14 protein-coding genes and 1 tRNA gene are annotated in these 16,387 nt (G+C 68.9%); 6 read left to right on the plus strand and 9 right to left on the minus strand.

Annotated features, from left to right (window positions below; all coding sequences use genetic code 11):
* Positions 1–25: 25 nt before the first annotated feature.
* Together G6N26_RS15350 and G6N26_RS15355 are read left to right on the plus strand one after the other, a co-directional pair.
* The gene (locus G6N26_RS15350; protein ID WP_067171861.1) at positions 26–1,330 is read left to right on the plus strand and encodes a pyridoxal phosphate-dependent aminotransferase; all 1,305 of its coding nucleotides are present in this window, start codon (positions 26–28) and stop codon (positions 1,328–1,330) included.
* 32 nt (positions 1,331–1,362) lie between these two features.
* Entirely contained in the window at positions 1,363–2,628 is a 1,266-nt protein-coding gene (locus tag G6N26_RS15355) for a YibE/F family protein (protein WP_067171898.1), read from the plus strand.
* On the opposite strand, the gene rfbA is transcribed toward G6N26_RS15355, so the two are convergent.
* Genes rfbA through G6N26_RS15370 form a run of 3 tightly spaced genes read right to left on the minus strand, consistent with a single transcriptional unit; the run spans position 2,570 to position 4,629 of the window.
* On the minus strand, positions 2,570–3,445 hold the full coding sequence (gene rfbA / locus G6N26_RS15360; protein ID WP_067171859.1) for a glucose-1-phosphate thymidylyltransferase RfbA: 876 nt from the start codon (positions 3,443–3,445) through the stop codon (positions 2,570–2,572). The two genes, G6N26_RS15355 and rfbA, sit on opposite strands and share 59 nt — an antisense overlap.
* Before the next feature lie 24 nt (positions 3,446–3,469).
* Positions 3,470–3,844, minus strand: coding sequence for a nuclear transport factor 2 family protein (locus G6N26_RS15365; RefSeq protein WP_083019156.1), 375 nt, complete (start codon positions 3,842–3,844; stop codon positions 3,470–3,472).
* Between the two features lie 29 nt (positions 3,845–3,873).
* Positions 3,874–4,629, minus strand: coding sequence for a maleylpyruvate isomerase family mycothiol-dependent enzyme (locus G6N26_RS15370; RefSeq protein WP_067171855.1), 756 nt, complete (start codon positions 4,627–4,629; stop codon positions 3,874–3,876).
* 101 nt (positions 4,630–4,730) lie between these two features.
* Here G6N26_RS15370 and G6N26_RS15375 point away from each other — a divergent pair, with 101 nt between their 5' ends.
* Complete coding sequence (locus G6N26_RS15375; RefSeq protein WP_083019158.1) at positions 4,731–5,378, plus strand: class I SAM-dependent methyltransferase; 648 nt, start codon at positions 4,731–4,733, stop codon at positions 5,376–5,378.
* Positions 5,379–5,441: 63 nt separating this feature from the next.
* On the opposite strand, the gene G6N26_RS15380 is transcribed toward G6N26_RS15375, so the two are convergent.
* From G6N26_RS15380 to G6N26_RS15405, 6 genes are all read right to left on the minus strand, one after another.
* On the minus strand, positions 5,442–6,767 hold the full coding sequence (locus tag G6N26_RS15380) for a UDP-glucose dehydrogenase family protein (protein ID WP_067171851.1): 1,326 nt from the start codon (positions 6,765–6,767) through the stop codon (positions 5,442–5,444).
* Between the two features lie 97 nt (positions 6,768–6,864).
* A complete protein-coding gene (locus tag G6N26_RS15385) occupies positions 6,865–8,298 on the minus strand; it encodes a DUF7159 family protein (RefSeq protein ID WP_443677763.1) in 1,434 nt (477 codons plus the stop codon).
* Between the two features lie 164 nt (positions 8,299–8,462).
* On the minus strand, positions 8,463–9,578 hold the full coding sequence (locus G6N26_RS15390; RefSeq protein WP_163648817.1) for a DUF7159 family protein: 1,116 nt from the start codon (positions 9,576–9,578) through the stop codon (positions 8,463–8,465).
* Between the two features lie 147 nt (positions 9,579–9,725).
* Positions 9,726–11,978, minus strand: coding sequence for a DUF7159 family protein (locus tag G6N26_RS15395; protein ID WP_179960216.1), 2,253 nt, complete (start codon positions 11,976–11,978; stop codon positions 9,726–9,728).
* Positions 11,979–12,026: 48 nt separating this feature from the next.
* Positions 12,027–12,599 (minus strand): dCTP deaminase, encoded by a 573-nt coding sequence (dcd, locus tag G6N26_RS15400; protein WP_083020451.1) that lies wholly within the window; start codon positions 12,597–12,599, stop codon positions 12,027–12,029.
* A gap of 29 nt (positions 12,600–12,628) precedes the next feature.
* Complete coding sequence (locus G6N26_RS15405) at positions 12,629–13,264, minus strand: hypothetical protein (RefSeq protein WP_179960217.1); 636 nt, start codon at positions 13,262–13,264, stop codon at positions 12,629–12,631.
* 172 nt (positions 13,265–13,436) lie between these two features.
* Between G6N26_RS15405 and G6N26_RS15410 the strand changes: the two genes are divergently transcribed.
* The 3 genes from G6N26_RS15410 (at position 13,437) to G6N26_RS15420 (ending at position 16,387) form a co-directional block, all read left to right on the plus strand.
* Positions 13,437–13,510: transfer RNA gene (locus tag G6N26_RS15410), tRNA-Gly, on the plus strand.
* Between the two features lie 217 nt (positions 13,511–13,727).
* Positions 13,728–15,212 (plus strand): biotin carboxylase, encoded by a 1,485-nt coding sequence (locus tag G6N26_RS15415; RefSeq protein ID WP_120312715.1) that lies wholly within the window; start codon positions 13,728–13,730, stop codon positions 15,210–15,212.
* Positions 15,209–16,387 (plus strand): serine hydrolase domain-containing protein, encoded by a 1,179-nt coding sequence (locus tag G6N26_RS15420; RefSeq protein ID WP_083020452.1) that lies wholly within the window; start codon positions 15,209–15,211, stop codon positions 16,385–16,387. The genes G6N26_RS15415 and G6N26_RS15420 overlap by 4 nt, the downstream gene beginning before the upstream one ends.

The raw sequence follows: 16,387 nt of genomic DNA on the forward strand, positions 1-16,387 counted from the left end.
ATTTTGCGCTTGACAGCAAATTTCAGTGGACAGTGATGGCACCATTGGTGATGTGACCACCCACCAGCTGCCTCATCAGCTGCCACCGCACCCGTCGGCCCATCACCGGCAGCAGCGTAGTTTCGCGCAGTCGTCGAAGCTCCAGGACGTCCTGTACGAGATCCGCGGCCCGGTACATCAGCAGGCCGCGCGGCTGGAGGCCGAGGGTCATCGCATCCTCAAGCTGAACATCGGCAACCCGGCGCCGTTCGGTTTCGAGGCGCCCGACGTCATCATGCGCGACATGATCCAGGCCCTCCCCTACGCGCAGGGCTACTCCGACTCGCAGGGCATCCTCCCGGCCCGCCGGGCGGTGGTCACCCGCTACGAATTGGTCGACGGTTTCCCCCGCTTCGACGTCGACGACGTCTACCTGGGCAACGGGGTGTCCGAGCTGATCACGATGACGCTGCAGGCCCTGCTCGACAACGGCGACGAGGTGCTGATCCCGTCGCCCGACTATCCGCTGTGGACGGCGTCGACGTCGCTGGCGGGCGGCACCCCGGTGCACTACCTGTGCGACGAGACGCAGGGCTGGCAGCCCGACCTCGCCGACATGGAGGCAAAGATCACCGACCGCACCAAGGCGCTGGTGGTGATCAACCCGAACAATCCGACGGGCGCGGTCTACACCAGCGAAGTGCTCACGCAGATCGTCGAATTGGCGCGCAAGCACGAGCTGCTGCTGCTCGCCGACGAGATCTACGACAAGATCCTCTACGGCGACGCCAAGCACATCAACTTGGCCTCGCTCGCGCCGGACATGTTGTGCCTGACGTTCAACGGCCTCTCCAAGGCCTACCGGGTGGCCGGGTACCGGGCCGGCTGGCTGGCGATCACCGGGCCCAAAGACCACGCCGGCAGCTTCATCGAGGGGATCAACCTGCTGGCCAACATGCGGCTGTGCCCCAATGTCCCGGCGCAGCACGCGATCCAGGTCGCGCTGGGCGGCTACCAGAGCATCGACGACCTGGTCCTGCCCGGCGGCCGGCTGCTCGAGCAGCGCGACATCGCCTGGACCAAGCTCAACGAGATTCCCGGGGTGTCCTGCGTCAAGCCGGACGGCGCGCTCTACGCCTTCCCGCGGCTGGACCCCGAGGTCTACGACATCGACGACGACGAGCAGCTCGTCCTCGATTTGCTGCTGCAGGAAAAGATTCTGGTCACCCAGGGCACCGGCTTCAATTGGCCCGCACCGGATCACCTGCGCATCGTGACCCTGCCCTGGGCCCGCGATCTGGCGGCCGCGATCGAGCGGCTGGGCAACTTCCTCGTCGGCTATCGCCAGTAAGCACCCAGGAAACCGTCTCTACGGTGGAGCGCGTGACGCACTCCCACTCGCACAGCATGCCGCCGGGCCCGTCCGGCGTTGATCCATTGCCCGCCAGGATCGTCGTCGGGCTGCTCGTCGCGATCGGCGTGGCGGTGGCCGTCGGCGCGATCCTGTTGTGGCCCAGTCGGCAGCGCGTCGACATTCCGATGCCGCTGCAGAGCGCGTCCGGCGGCGCGGTGAGCACGCAGGCCGGGCACGTGGTGTCCAGCGGGTTGGGCGACTGCGGCAGTCCGTCGGTCAGTCAGGTCCTCACCGGCCCGCCGCAGCCCGCCGCGCCGGGAGCCGGGCGCTGCGTGTTGACCCAGGTCGCCATCGATTCCGGCCCGAACGCGGGCGCCACCACCCTGCTCGAGTCCTCCCCCGGACCCAGTCAGCCGAAATTCGCGGTGGGCGACCGTATTCGGGTCGTGCGGCAGGTCGACGATCAGGGCGCCACCAGCTACGCGTTCTACGACTTCGAACGGGGTTGGGCGCTGGTCGGTTTGGCGATCGCGTTCGCGGTGGTGATCGTGGCCGTGGCGCGCTGGCGCGGGTTGCTCGCGCTGGTGGGCATCGTCGTCGCGTTCGTGGTGCTGGTGCTGTTTCTGCTGCCGGCCCTGCGGGACGGTGCGCCCGCGGTCCCGGTGGCTCTGGTGGCGTCGGCGGCGATCCTCTACGCGGTCATCTACCTGGCACACGGGGTCAGTCTGCGGACCAGCGCCGCATTGCTGGGCACCCTGTCGGCACTGCTGTTGGCCGCCGGATTGTCATGGGCAGCAATACAACTGGCGCATCTCACCGGTCTGTCAGACGAGCAGAACACCACCGTCAGCGCGTACCTGGGCAACGTGTCGATCGGCGGCCTGCTGCTGGCCGGGTTCATCATCGGGTCGCTGGGTGTGCTCAACGATGTGACGGTGACCCAATCCTCGACGGTCTTCGAGCTCGCGCGGCTCGGGGGTTCGCGGCGGGCGATCTTCGTGGGGGCCATCCGGGTGGGACGCGATCACATCGCCAGCACCGTTTACACACTGGTGCTGGCCTACGCCGGGAGTTCGCTGCCGCTGCTGTTGCTGTTCAGCGTCGCCAACCGCTCGTTGACGGACGTGCTGACCGGCGAGAGCGTGGCGATCGAGATCGCCCGCTCGGCGGTGGGCGGGATGGCGCTGGCGCTGTCGGTGCCGCTGACGACGGGGATCGCCGCGGTGCTGGCCAAGCCTAGTGAAACCGGCTCCGCTCCAACAGATTCAGCAAATAGGAGCCATACCCGGACTTGAGCAGGCTGTGCGCGCGCTCGGCCAGCTGCTCGTCGCTGATCCAGCCCTGCTGCCACGCCACCTCCTCCGGCACGCTGACCTTGAGGCCTTGCCGTCGTTCCAGCGTGCGCACAAAGTCACTGGCGTCCAGCAGCGAATCGAACGTGCCGGTGTCCAGCCAGGCCGTTCCGCGGGCCATCACCTCGACCGAGAGCCGGCCGCGGTTGAGGTAGATCTGGTTGACCTCGGTGATCTCGTACTCGCCGCGCGCCGATTTCTTGAGCCCCTTGGCGATTTCGATCACGTCGTTGTCGTAGAAGTACAGACCCGGCACCGCGTAATTGGATTTCGGTGTCTGGGGCTTTTCTTCCAGCGACAGCGCCAGGCCGTCGTCGCTGAATTCGACCACACCGTAAGCCGACGGGTTGGCCACCCAGTAGGCGAAAACCGCTCCCCCGCTTATGGTTTGGAAGCGGCTCAAGCTGGTGCCCAGCCCGGGCCCGTAGAAGATGTTGTCCCCCAACACCAAAGCCACCGACTCGTTGCCGATGTGCTCGGCGCCCAGGACGAACGCCTGGGCCAGGCCGTCGGGGCGGTCCTGCGTCACGTAGGTGATGTTGACGCCGAACTGCGCGCCGTCGCCCAGCAGTCGCTGGAATCCGGGCGCGTCATGCGGGGTGGTGATCACCAGGATGTCGCGGATTCCGGCCATCATCAGGGTGGACAGCGGGTAGTAGACCATCGGCTTGTCGTAGACCGGCAGCAACTGCTTGCTGATGCCCGTGGTGATCGGGTGCAGGCGGGTGCCCGACCCGCCGGCCAAGATGATTCCGCGCATGGATAGCTCCTGGTGCCTGTGGTCCTAGTCGATGGCGTCGGATTCGGTGAGCTCGGTGGCCGCCAGCGCCGACGCCAGGCTGTCGTGCCGGAACACGGAGGTGACGTGGTCGTGGACCACCCGGAACGTCAGCGCACCGTCGGTGGCGGTCCCCGGCTCGCCGGGGCTGCCGGGTTTCAGTTCGACGGCCACGACGCCGTCGTGCACATACATCCGGCCGAGCTCCGTGGCCGGGCGGTGCGAGGCCGCCCACGTGCGCAGCGCCTCGTGGCCCTGGGCGGCCCCGTGCGCATCGCCCATCTCGATATCGTCGCTGGACAGGGACGCCAAGGTCTCGATGTCGGCGGCGTTGAGGGCGTCGTGCCATGCCAGAACGGTGGCGATCTCCGATGTGGTCATGGTGTGCAAATTACCGTGCGGCCCCGCGGCTAGAGAGGCGTACGGTCCAACCAGCGCTGCCACACGGCGTCGTCCCCGAACAGTTGGACGCCCGTGTCGGCGATCGGGCGCCGGCGCAGGATCGCCAGCAGCAGCTCGGTGGCGCCGCCGCGCAGTGCCACGCTGCCCTTGCCGTGCTCGTGTGACCACGTGACCCGTCCCTGCTCGACGGCGGCCGTCCACTCCCCGGCTTCGCCGAGGCCGGGGTCGGTGGCGTGCAGGTGCAGCGTGGTCCCTTCCTCGAGCGGCAGCGGCGACCCCTCGGTTCCCGCCTGGATCGCGAGGCGCTCCAGCCATTCGGTGATTCCGTCGGCCGCGATCTCGGGTTCGAGACTGAAATCGCCGCCCAGCGCGATCGCGGCGTCGGCCCGATGCACGGCCACCTCGTGCAGTCGCCGCCGGATCCACCAGTTCGCCGGACGCGGCCCGAGGAACGTCCAGACCGGAGTTTCGACTCCCGTCAGTTCCACGGCGTCGACGAGGCGCTGAGCGCCGCCGTGGAGCCAGGAGATCGCGTCGGCGGGGTCGGGCGGCGGCTTGCCGCCTTCCACCGTGCGGGGGTCGAGGTAGCTCTCGAGTCGGTCGCGCACGATCTGGGCCGCCCAGCGGTCGCCGCGCCCGACGTGGCGGAACAGGTGCCGTAGCGTCCACTCCGGGCAGGTGGGCACCGGTGTGGATTCGTCGGCGCCGTCGAACAGCTCCGCGAAAGCTCGGTTCTCGTCGAGGAATGCGCCGGCATAGTCCACGCCGGTCAGGCTACTCGCGCGGGCCGCGCCCGCCCTCCTTGCGGTGACGATCGCGTCCCCTGCAGACTTGTCGACGATGACGAGACGATGGGGCGTGTGCAGTGCTTGCTGACAGCGTGGGGCTTCCCGGCGCGCACGCGGCGATCCGGGCCTTTTGGGAGCGTGAGGGTTCGGAATACGACCAGCGGGCCGCGCACGGCATCTCCTCGGAGCCGGAACGCCAACGGTGGACGGCGGCGCTGAGCGCAATCCCCGATCATTCGCGGGTGCTCGATATCGCCACGGGCACAGGCTTTGTTGCGTTGTTGCTGAGCGAGCTCGGCCACCGGGTGACCGGTGTGGACGCCTCCGAGGCGATGTTGGCCCGGGCGCGCGCCAAGGCCGCACCGACTGTCACGTTCGTGGAGGGAGTGACCGAAAAGCTGCCGTTCGCCGATGCCAGCTTCGACGCGGTGACGGCGCGGCACTTCATCTGGACGCTGCTCGAGCCGGAGAAGGCCTTCGCGGAATGGCGCCGGGTGTCGGTGCCGGGCGCAACGCTGATCGCCGACGTCTCGCTGAACCCACACGTGGCAGGCCACCACTACGACGACGACGTCGCGGCCACGTTGCCCTTCCGCGCACTTTCCGATCCCGCGCCGGTTGCCGACGCGCTCCGGTCGGCCGGGTTCGCCAACGTTCAGATCGAGCTTTCCCGAGATGGCGGGGAATACCCGCGAGCCATGCTGCGCGCCCGGGTCAGCCGATAGCGGGTTCGGTCGACCAATACCTTCTGAGCCGCAACGCATTTCGTCTGTTGCGCTTGGCCCCAGCTACGGTCGCGGCGCGCCGAGCCGGTACACCCGCCAGCCCGCCCGCTGCCAGCGCCCTACGTCCAGGCAGTTGCGGCCGTCGACGATGACGCGGGCCCGCACACCGCCGGCCAGGTCGGCGGGATCGAGCTCGACGAATTGGCGCCATTCGGTGAGCACCAGCACCGCATCCGCGCGCTCGCAGGCCTCTTCGACCGAGACCGCGTAGTTCAGGGTCGGGAACAGGCGTTGCGCGTTGTCGAGCGCCTTGGGGTCATAGACGTTGACCGCGGCGCCGTTGAGTTGCAGTTGGCCCGCGACGTTGAGCGCGGGCGAGTCGCGCACGTCGTCGGATTCGGGCTTGAACGCCGCGCCCAGCACCGCGACGTTGGCACCCAGCAGCGAGCCTCCACACGCTGCGCTGGCCAGTTCCACCATCCGGGTGCGGCGGCGCATGTTGATGCTGTCCACCTCACGTAGGAACGTCAGCGCTTGGTCGGCGCCCAGTTCGCCGGCGCGCGCCATGAAGGCCCGGATGTCCTTGGGAAGGCAGCCGCCGCCGAAACCCAAACCGGCGTTGAGGAATTGGCGTCCGATCCGGGGATCGTATCCGAGCGCATCGGCCAGCAGGCTGACATCCGCGCCGGCGGCCTCGCACACCTCGGAAATGGCGTTGATGAACGAAATCTTGGTCGCCAGAAAGGCATTCGCGGAGACCTTGACCAACTCCGCGGTCTGCAGATCTGTCACCAGGAACGGCACCCCCGCGTCCAGCAGCGGCCCGTACAGCTCACGAACGGCGGCCTCGGCGCGCGCCGAATCGTGGTGGATGCCCAGCACAATCCGGTCCGGCCGCAGGGTGTCCTGCACGGCGTAGCCCTCGCGCAGAAACTCCGGGTTCCAGGCGATTTCGACGTCCACGCCGCGGGGCGCCAGCGTGGCCGCACGGTGGTTCAGCTCGGCCGCGGTGCCCACCGGAACGGTCGATTTGCCCACCAGCACCGCCGAACTCGTCAACCGGGGCACCAGCTCATCGATCACGGCATAGACGTGGCGCAGATCGGCGCCGTATTCGCCCTTCTTTTGCGGGGTGCCCACGCCCAGGAAGTGCAGGTCGGAGAACTCAGCGGCCGCGTCGTAGTCGGTGGTGAAGCGCAGCCGGCCCGCAGCCAGGTTCTCGTTCAACAACTTTCGCAAGCCGGGCTCGTAAAAGGGGATGTCGCCCCCGGCGAGCTTGGCCACCTTGCCCGGGTCGATGTCGATCCCGAGGACGTCGTGCCCCAGGGCCGCCATCCCGACCGCGTGGGTGGCGCCGAGGTATCCCGTGCCGAACACGGTGCATCGCATACCACTGGTGTAAGCGACCCCGATGAGCTAACTGCGTCCCGGGGCTAAGCGGGAGGCAAACGGCAGATGACGGGTGGCCGCCGATGCCGGGTACGTCTTACAGCCCGGGGATGCCCGGGATGCCGATGTGGGGGCCGCCGAAGCCGCCGTGACCGTGGCCACCGCCGAACCCGCCGCGCGGGCCGCCGGGGAAGCCGCCGCCGTCGTGGTCGCCGTGGCCTCCGCCGTGACCGGGGCCCCACCCGCCGCCGGGCGGGCCACCGATGCCCGGGATCGGCAGCGGGATCGGCACGGGAACGGGCGCCACTGGAGGCGGCGCGGGCGGCGGGGCCGCCGGAACCGGGATCGGAGCGGGCGCCGGGGCCACGGGGGCGGGCGCCGGGGCGGCCGGGGCCGGCGCGGGAGCCTCTGGTGCGGGGGCCGGCGCCTCCGGGGCCGGCGCAGGAGCCGCGGGCGCCTGGGCAGGAGCCGGGGCCGCGGGTGCCGGTGCGGGCCTTGTGGGCGCGACGACGACGTTCTCATTCGGGCTGGGCCGCACGTTCGCCGTCGGGCGGATGGCAATGGCCAGCGAGACGACCAGCGCCACCACGCCGATGACGAAGACCGCCGCCACGGCGCTGCCCACCAACCTGAAGTTGCGCGCGCGATAGTCCGCGCCGACGAGTTCTGTCGCCGCGGTCTGCGAGCCCGTGAAGAAGTCGTCGGGGTCGTCGGGCACGGCGCTGTATGCCAGGGCATCCACCCCGGCATCCCCGGGCGCATCGAAGTAGCCGGGAGCCACGGCGAGCGGGTTGATCGCACCGGTGCCGGGGTCCTGCGCGTAGGCCAGGGCCGCGGTGGACGACGCGAACAGCGGCGCATGCGCCGACGCCAGCGCCGCACCGCGGGCCAGCGCCGTCTCCGGTTCCTCGGCCGCGGTCAGTGGCAGCGTGGTCGCCGCCTCCAGCGCGGGCTTGATCAGCGGGATGTCGATGCCGGAGCCCACGACGAACACGGCGTCCGGGCGGCTTTCCATGTTCTCCGCGCCGGAGACCAGGCGAGTCAGCTCGGCCACGGCCGCCTCGTCGTCTTCGGGGAGGACCTGGCGCCGTACGTCGGCGATGGAGCCGTCGGCGCTGTCGACGATCGCCAGCGTCGCGGTGTCGGGCTCGATGTAGAGCAGCGCGGTCTGCGCGTAATTGGTTCGGTGGCCGACCGCCTGGGCGAGTGCGGCCGCGGCCAGAAAGGCCGAGACCAGCATCACATTTTCGACCTTGTGGGCGGCGAGCTTGTCGCGCAGCGCGGCGGCCTCGACGGGGTCGGTGAACGTGACCCCGGTCGACGCCAGTTGGTAGCCACCCTCCGCTGCGCCCTGACGCGTCCCCAAGATGGCCGAGACTACCTGGTCCGAGGCGGTGACAGTTGCTGCATCGGCAGCCGTCGTCACGTCGAAATTGTCTTCATCGACGGTGGCACCGTCGCCGTTTTCCCCCTCGACCAGCACCATCCGGACTGCGGTCGGCGCCATCGACACACCAAGTACGGTGTCCAAAGCTCCTCCAATAGTCGGTTGCTAGTCATTCACGGTGAGGGCGTCGTCGTCGCACAAAATGGTGGCGCGCGACATCGCTGAGTCCCCACCGTTATTCCCCTAGGGTCCCGATTTTACGCGTGATCGGCCGTCGGGGGGTGGGCCGGGACCCGGTCGTGGTCGGACTACGGGACCGGAAAATCGGGCCCCAAATGGCGATGCAGCCAGTCGTCCCAGTGTGGGTGGTCGCCGGACTGCGGCGGGGGCGGTGCCGGCGACTGGGGTCCCTCGGGCGGTGCCGGCGCCTCGGGCGTCGCTGGTGCGGGGGCCGCAGGTGGGGGCGGGCCGGGCGAACCGGCGTTCGGGGGCGGCGGGCTCTCCGGAGCGACGACGTTCGTGCTCACCTCCGGTGCTGGGTCGGCGTCCGGACCGCTACCGAAGAGCAGCGCCCACGCCAACGTCACGAAGCCGGTGACGAAGATGATCATCACGCCGACGACGGTGGCCACCGGCTTCCGGCTGTGCCGTTCGCGGGGCCGGGTGTCGCGCGCGTCGGCGTCGTGGTCGATCTCGGCCGCGGTCGAGGAAATCCGCGCGGACGGCATCGTGATCGTCCGCGGCGCTCCCATCCGTGCGTTCGCCGCGGCCAGCGAGGCGCCGCGGGCCAGGGCCATCTCGGGTTCCTCGGGTGTGGTCACCGCGAGCGACGTCGCGGCCTCCAGCGTGGGCTTGATCAATGGGATGTCCACGTCCGAGCCGACCAGGAACACGCCGTCCGGTCGTGCCCGCATCGATTCGGCGCCCGAGACCATCGCGGTCAGCTTCGCCAGCGCGACGTCGTCGCGGCCGGGCAGTGGGTGCCGGTGGACGTCGGTGACCGTCCCGTTGGAGGTGTCGACGACCGCCAGGGTCGCGCTGGTGGGTTCGACGAGCAGCAGCGCGGTGCGGGCCCAGTTGGTGGCGCTGCCCATCGCCTGGGCCAGCGCCGCGGCGGCCATCACCGCCGAGACCAGCATCACGTTCTCAATCCTGCGCGCCGCCAAGACATCTCGCAGGGCCGCCGCCTCGGCGGGGTCGCTCCAGCTCACCCCGCTCGATTTGAGCTGATAACCGCCCTGGGCCGCGGTGTCGCGGGTGCCGAGAATGGCCGCAACGACGTGATCGGCCGCGGCAGCTGGGGTCGGATGGCCGACGACGTCGAAGCCGTCCTGATCGACGGTCACCCCGCCCGCGGCCGCACCTTCGACGAGCACCATGCGGACGGTCTCCGGTGCCATCGACACACCAAGTACGACCTCCACCGCTCCTCCAAATCGCCCGACGCTTGGTTGCTGCGCTGCGCCGGCACACCTGCGCCGGCGCCGCATGGGGGTTCGCGACGCCACCCTAGCGCGCTGCGCTATCGGCGCCCGTGACCGCTTGCTGCGGGGAGGTTCGACAAACCAGGGCTATTTGTGGCCGCCGCCACCGCCGCCGCCGTGACCGCCACCGAAGCCACCGCCACCGCCACCGCCGTGACCACCGCCGAAACCGCCCAAGCCGCCGCCGCTGTGGCCGCCCCCGAAACCGCCCAGGCCACCGCCGCTGTGCCCGCCGCCGAAGCCTCCGCCGCCGCGAGGTGCTGGAGCGTGGCCGCCGCCAAGTCCGCCGCCGGGCGCAGGAGCGTGCCCGCCACCAAGTCCGCCGCCGGGCGCAGGAGCGTGCCCGCCACCAAGTCCGCCCGGACCGCCACCACCCGGCTTGGGAACATGGCCACCGCCCGAACCGGGCGTCGGGACATGGCCGCCACCGGAACCACCCGAACCCGGCGTCGGAACGTGACCGCCACCCGAACCACCCGAACCCGGCGTCGGCACATGGCCACCACCCGAACCACCCGAACCCGGCGCCGGCACATGGCCACCACCCGAACCACCCGAACCCGGCGCCGGCACATGGCCACCACCCGAACCACCCGAACCCGGCGCCGGCACGTGACCACCACCCGAACCACCCGAACCCGGCGTCGGCACATGGCCACCACCCGAACCACCCGAACCCGGCGTCGGCACATGGCCACCACCCGAACCACCCGAACCCGGCGCCGGCACATGGCCACCACCCGAACCACCCGAACCCGGCGTCGGCACATGGCCACCACCCGAACCACCCGAACCCGGCGTCGGCACGTGACCACCACCCGAGTTACCCGGAGCGCCCGGCTTGGGCGGAGTGCCCTCACCGGGAGGCGTTTGATGCGGCGGCGACTGCGGAACCGTGCCGCCCACCTTCGGGGGCGTCGGCGGCTGAGGAAGGTGCACCGGCGGTTGGGGCAACACCGGCTGAGGGACCGACACGCGCGGCGGGACCTCGAACAGCGGCGGCCTGACGACCGGATTGGGGATCGGGATACGCACCGGCACCGGAACGGGAACGGGCGGCACCACGACGGGAACCGGAACCACCGGCGGCGCCGCGGGAACGGGCGGGGCTTCCGGCGGCGGAGCCGCGGGCAGCGGGGCGGCGGCCGGGGGATTCAACGGCTTGGGGGCCGCCACCGGCTCCGGCAGGCTGATCTTGGGCTCCGGCACGGACGCCTGCGCCGGCGCCGGGGCCTGCTCGGTGGGAACGATCAGGTGCTGGTTCGGGGTGGGCTGCAGCGCGACGGTTCCCGTCGTGCGGATGCCGATCGCCAGCGCGATCTCGAGCGCCAGCACCGCGCTGATGCCGGCCACCGCCAGCCCGCTACCGACCAGCAGGGCCGGCCGCCGCTGCGGCTGACTCTCTTCGGGGAGAAAAAGCCGTTCGATGACGACTGTCGGCGAGTCGGCGTCCTCATCGTCCAGCGCGCTGTAGGCGAGCTCGTCGTCGCCGGGCTCTGGAGCGAAGGGAACATAGAGGTATTCGGGCAGGGAGTACTGGTCGACCGCGCCGGTGCCGGGGTCTTGCGCATAGGCCAGCGCGGCGGTCGAGGAGGCAAACAGCGGGGCGTTCGCCGACGCCAGCGCCGCGCCGCGGGCCAGCGCGGTCTCGGGTTCCTCGGCCACACTCACGTCGAGCGATGTCGTCGACTGCAGGGCCGGCTTCAACGGGGCGACATCGACGCCCGAGCCGACCAGGAACAGCCCGCCCGGCAGCGATTCCAGCTTCTCCAGCCCGGCGACCATCGCGCTGAGCTGCTCGGTGGCGGCGCCATAGGACTCGGCGTGGATCTGCTGCTTGTAGACATCCGGGATGGAGCCGTCGGAGGTCTCCACGACGGCCAGCGTGGCGGTCTCCGGCTCGACCAGCAGCACCGCGGTGCGCTCGTAACCCATTGCGCCGCCGACATTTTGCGCCAGCGCCGCGGCGGCGAGAAACGCCGAGACCAGCATCACATTGTCGAGCCGGTGAGCGGTCAGCGCGTCGCGCAAGGCGACCGCCTCGAATTGATCGGTCCACGTCACGCCGATGGACGACAGCTCGAGGCCGGCCTCGGCGGCGCCCTCGCGGGTACCCAGAATCGCCGAGATCACCTGGTCGGGTGCGCTCGCGGTGGCTGTGTCGTCGGCGGCGGTGACGTCGATCGCGTCCTCTTCTACCGTGGCGCCGTCGGCGTATTCGCCTTGCAGGACAACCATTTGGATCGACGACGGTGCCATCGACACCCCGAGCACGATATCCAAAACAAACCCCTCCAAAGGCATTGCGGTGAACCACGGCCAGGCGGAGGTAAAAACCATGGCTAACTAAGTATCGCGCAGAACGAGGGCGAGCGGGCCCCGCAGAACCTATGTAGACGATATGAAGTTCTGATAGGAGCGCGACGGCGTGGGTCCTCGCTGGCCCTGGTACTTCGACCCCACTCGCGAACTGCCGTAAGGATGTTCGGCCGGGCTGGTCAACCGCAGGATGCACAGCTGGCCGATCTTCATGCCCGGCCACAGCGTGATCGGCAGGTTCGCGACGTTGGACAGTTCCAGGGTGATGTGACCGCTGAAGCCGGGATCGATGAACCCGGCGGTCGAATGTGTCAGCAGGCCGAGACGGCCCAGCGACGACTTGCCCTCCAGCCGCCCCGCCAGGTCCTCGGGCAAGCTGATGAGCTCCAGTGTGGAGCCGAGCACGAACTCGCCGGGGTGCAGCACGAACGGCTCCCCCTCGACGGGTTCGACCAGGGTGGTCAGCTCGTCCTGTTGCTTTGCCGGGTCGATGTGGGTGTAGCGGGTGTTGTTGAACACCCGGAACATGCAGTCAAGGCGAACGTCGATGCTGGACGGCTGCACCAGGGCGTCGTCGAAGGGGTCGATGCCCAACCGCCCGGCGCTGATTTCGGCCCTGAGGTCGCGATCGGAGAGCAGCACGCGACGAGCCTATCTGCTGCGGGACGGGCTCAGCGGAGATAGACCTCGTCGCCGGTCGGATATCCGCCGCCGAGGGTCGTGACGTGGACGTGGTCGTAGTGGCCGAGCCGGCTGGCCTGAGATCCGCCGGGCGTGTAGTAGACGCCCCGCCAGATCGCATCCTGGATGCCGAACCGGGTGGCGTTCTGCATCACGTAGGCGACGATCGAGTTGCCCAGCGCGATGCCCTCGGCGCTGCCGGGGTCGGGGATCATGACGTCGAGCGCCAATCCCCGGGGGTGCCAGGGCAGCGGATCCGGCCGCACCCCACCGATCTCGTGGACCTGGGGGAACTCCGCGCTGATGCTGCGCTCGACCAGGATCGTCCGGACCTGTAGCCCCTGCTCGGGCGCGAGCCCGGCGGGCAGGAAACGCGATCGCGTGTGGTAGCGCGAGGCCGCGGTGGGCTGGCCGTCATCGAGTCCTTTGGCGGGCCGCTTCGACGCGGCTGTCACGATTTGCACGCAACAGGGAGCGACCTCGTTGATAACGGGCTTGGGTTCCTGGCGGGCGGCAAATGGATGAACGTCGCCAGAGACCGCGAAGAACACGGCCGCGGGGGCGAGCACTGCAGCCAGGGCCACTGACGGCCTGCGCCGCTTCCTGGCTAATGCGTGTCGACCCACCCGGTGCACATTACGTTGCGATAACGAAATAATAAATCTGAGCGTTATGAGAATAGTTAGATAGGCGTCTTAGATTTCGTGGTTGCGCTCTTAATCGGGCCGTCGGGGGAGGTCAGGCCCCCGCGCGGGCGAGCGCGCCCCCTTACGGATGCTAGCCTTCTGAGGCAACTGTGCCGATGTAGTTCAATGGCAGAACATCAGCTTCCCAAGCTGAATACGCGGGTTCGATTCCCGTCATCGGCTCCACCCCCGATCAACTGAGCGCGCCTTGGACGCCCGCGCGCTCGATATGCCGCAGGTCATCCGCACCCGCGCCAGATGGCGCAGCTGCTCGAGCGGGAAGCCCAGCGGCGCAGCCGCATTCGACCAGCGAAACGCTTGCACTTCCACAGGCTCATGGGCGGGTGCAGACTTGTGGGATGCAGGAACGTGAGCTCGCCACCGTTACGCCACCGCGGCCGGCCTGATCGTGTCCGCCGGGGAGACGGAGCCCGCACCCCGCCGGGTGTTGAACGGAATCTCGGACGTACGCGCGTTCTTTCACACCAACACCGTGCCGCTGTATTTCATCTCGCCGACCCCGTTCAACCTGCTGGGCGTCGATCGCTGGATACGAAACTTCTTTTACTTGACCTACTTTGACTCGTTCGAGGGCATACATTCGCGCGTGTTCGTGCCCCGCCGGCGCGACCGCATTGATTTCGACTCCATGGGCGATGTGTGCAACCACCTCCTGCGCGATCCCGAGACACTCGAGTTCATCGCCAGCCGAGGACCTGGCGGCAAGGCCTGCTTCGTGATGCTCGATGAAGAGACACAGGGCCTCGCGCGTCAGGCGGGTCTCGAGGTCATGCATCCGCCGGTGGAGCTGCGCAAGCGCCTAGGTTCCAAGCTCGTCATGACGCGCCTGGCCGACGAGGCGGGCATACCCAGTGTGCCGCACGCGATCGGGCGGGCCGGCTCCTACGACGAACTGACGGCGCTCGCGCAAAGCGCCGGACTGGGAGATGACCTCGTCATCTCGGTCGCCTATGGCAACGCCGGCAGCGGGACGTTCTTTGTGCGCGGTCAGAGCGACTGGGACGAGCACGCCGGCGACCTGACCTCGCAGCAAGAAGTCAAAGTCATGAAGCGCATCCGCAATGTCGAGGTGTGCCTCGAGGGTGCCGTAACCCGCCACGGCACCGTGGTCGGTCCCGCGATGACGAGTCTCGTCGGTTATTCGGAGCTGACCCCGAGCCGGGGCAGCTGGTGTGGCAATGACATCTGGCGCGAGGTGCTGCCGCCCGCCCAGACCCACGCCGCGCGGGAAATGGTGGCAAAGCTGGGCGACGTCATGCGTCGCCAGGGTTACCTCGGCTACTTCGAGGTGGACCTTCTGCATGACCTGGACTCCAACGAGCTCTACCTCGGCGAAGTGAACCCCCGCCTGTCCGGCGCCAGCCCGATGACGAACCTGACCACCGAGGCCTACGCCGACATGCCGCTGTTCCTCTTTCATCTGCTCGAGTACATGGACGTGGAGTACGAGCTCGACATCGATGAGATCAACTCGCGCTGGGAGCGCGGCTATGGCGAGGACGAGGTCTGGGGTCAGGTGATCATCACGGAGACGTCGCCGGACGTCGAGCTGTTCACGGCAACGCCACGCACCGGGGTGTGGCGCATCGACGACGACGGCCGGGTCTCCTTTTCGCGGACCGCCAACGACTGGGCCACACTGCTCGACGGCTCCGAGGCCTTTTACATGCGGGTCGCGGCGCCCGGCGACTTACGTTCCGAGGGTGCCCAACTCGGCGTGCTCGTCACTCGCTCACACCTGCAGACGGACGACTACAAGCTCAGCGAGCGCTGCCAGCGCTGGGTCAAGGGCATGAAGGCGAAGTTCGTCTCGACACCGTTGACGCCGGCCGCGCCGATCGTCTCTCGGCTCGTCGCACGAGCGTGAAAGACGCCCCGACCGGTATCTCACTGGACAACTGGCTGTCGGCGCCCTACGCGCACTGGTCGTTTCAGCACGTCGAAGACTTCGTGCCGACGGCGGTGATCTCGCGCGGGACCGGGCCGACGGCGGCATTGCCCGCCGCGAGCGCTGCGATCGCCGACATCGGGGTGACCGGCACTGATGGCGTGGCCACCACCGTTGGCGCGGTGATGGCCCGCACCGCCACCGACGGATGGGCCGTTGCCCACCGGGGTTCGGTGGCGGCCGACGAGTACCTCGGCGGGATGGGGGCTCGGACGCGTCACCTGGTGTTCTCGGTGAGCAAGTCCTTGGTGGCCGCCGTGGTCGGCGCGTTGCACGGCGCCGGCGCGATCGAGCTCGACGCGCCGGTGACGAAATACGTTCCCGCCCTGGCGAACTGCGGCTACGCGGGTGCGACGGTGCGTCAGCTGCTCGACATGAGGTCGGGGATCGCGTTCTCGGACAATTACCTCCACCCGACCGCAGAGATCCACGTCCTGGACCAGGCGGTCGGGTGGGCGCCACGCAGCCATCCGGAAGTCCCGGCCACGCTGCGTGACTTCCTGCTGACCTTGCGCCAGAAGTCTCCTCACGGCGGCCCGTTCGAATATCGGTCGTGCGAAACCGACATGCTCGGCTGGATCTGCGAGGTCGCAGGCGGCCAGCGAATGCCCGACCTGATGTCGGAACTGTTGTGGAGCCGCATCGGCGCCCAATGCGACGCCACCATCGGGGTGGACGCGGCCGGCACCGGATTCTTCGACGGCGGCATCAACGCCTGTCTCACCGACATGGTCCGATTCGGGTCGCTGTTCCTGCGCGACGGCGCCTCCTTGACCGGTCAGCAAGTGGTGCCGGCCGCGTGGATCGCCGACACCCTCGACGGCGGTCCCGACTCGCGCCAGGCCTTCGCCGCCAGCCCCGACGACACCCAGATGCCCGGCGGCATGTACCGCAACCAAGTGTGGTTTCCCTACCCGGGCAACAACGTGGTGTTGTGCCAGGGCATGTGCGGCCAGATGATCTATGTCAACCGTGCGGCGGAGTTGGTCGCCGCCAAGTTGTCCACCCAGCCGGACGCCGGGGACCCGCAGATGCTCTTGGACACGTTGCGCGCATTCGATGCGGTGGCGGACAAACTGGCGCGGGATCAGTAG

The organism is Mycobacterium marseillense, from assembly GCF_010731675.1.
Taxonomy (GTDB): Bacteria; Actinomycetota; Actinomycetes; order Mycobacteriales; family Mycobacteriaceae; genus Mycobacterium; species Mycobacterium marseillense.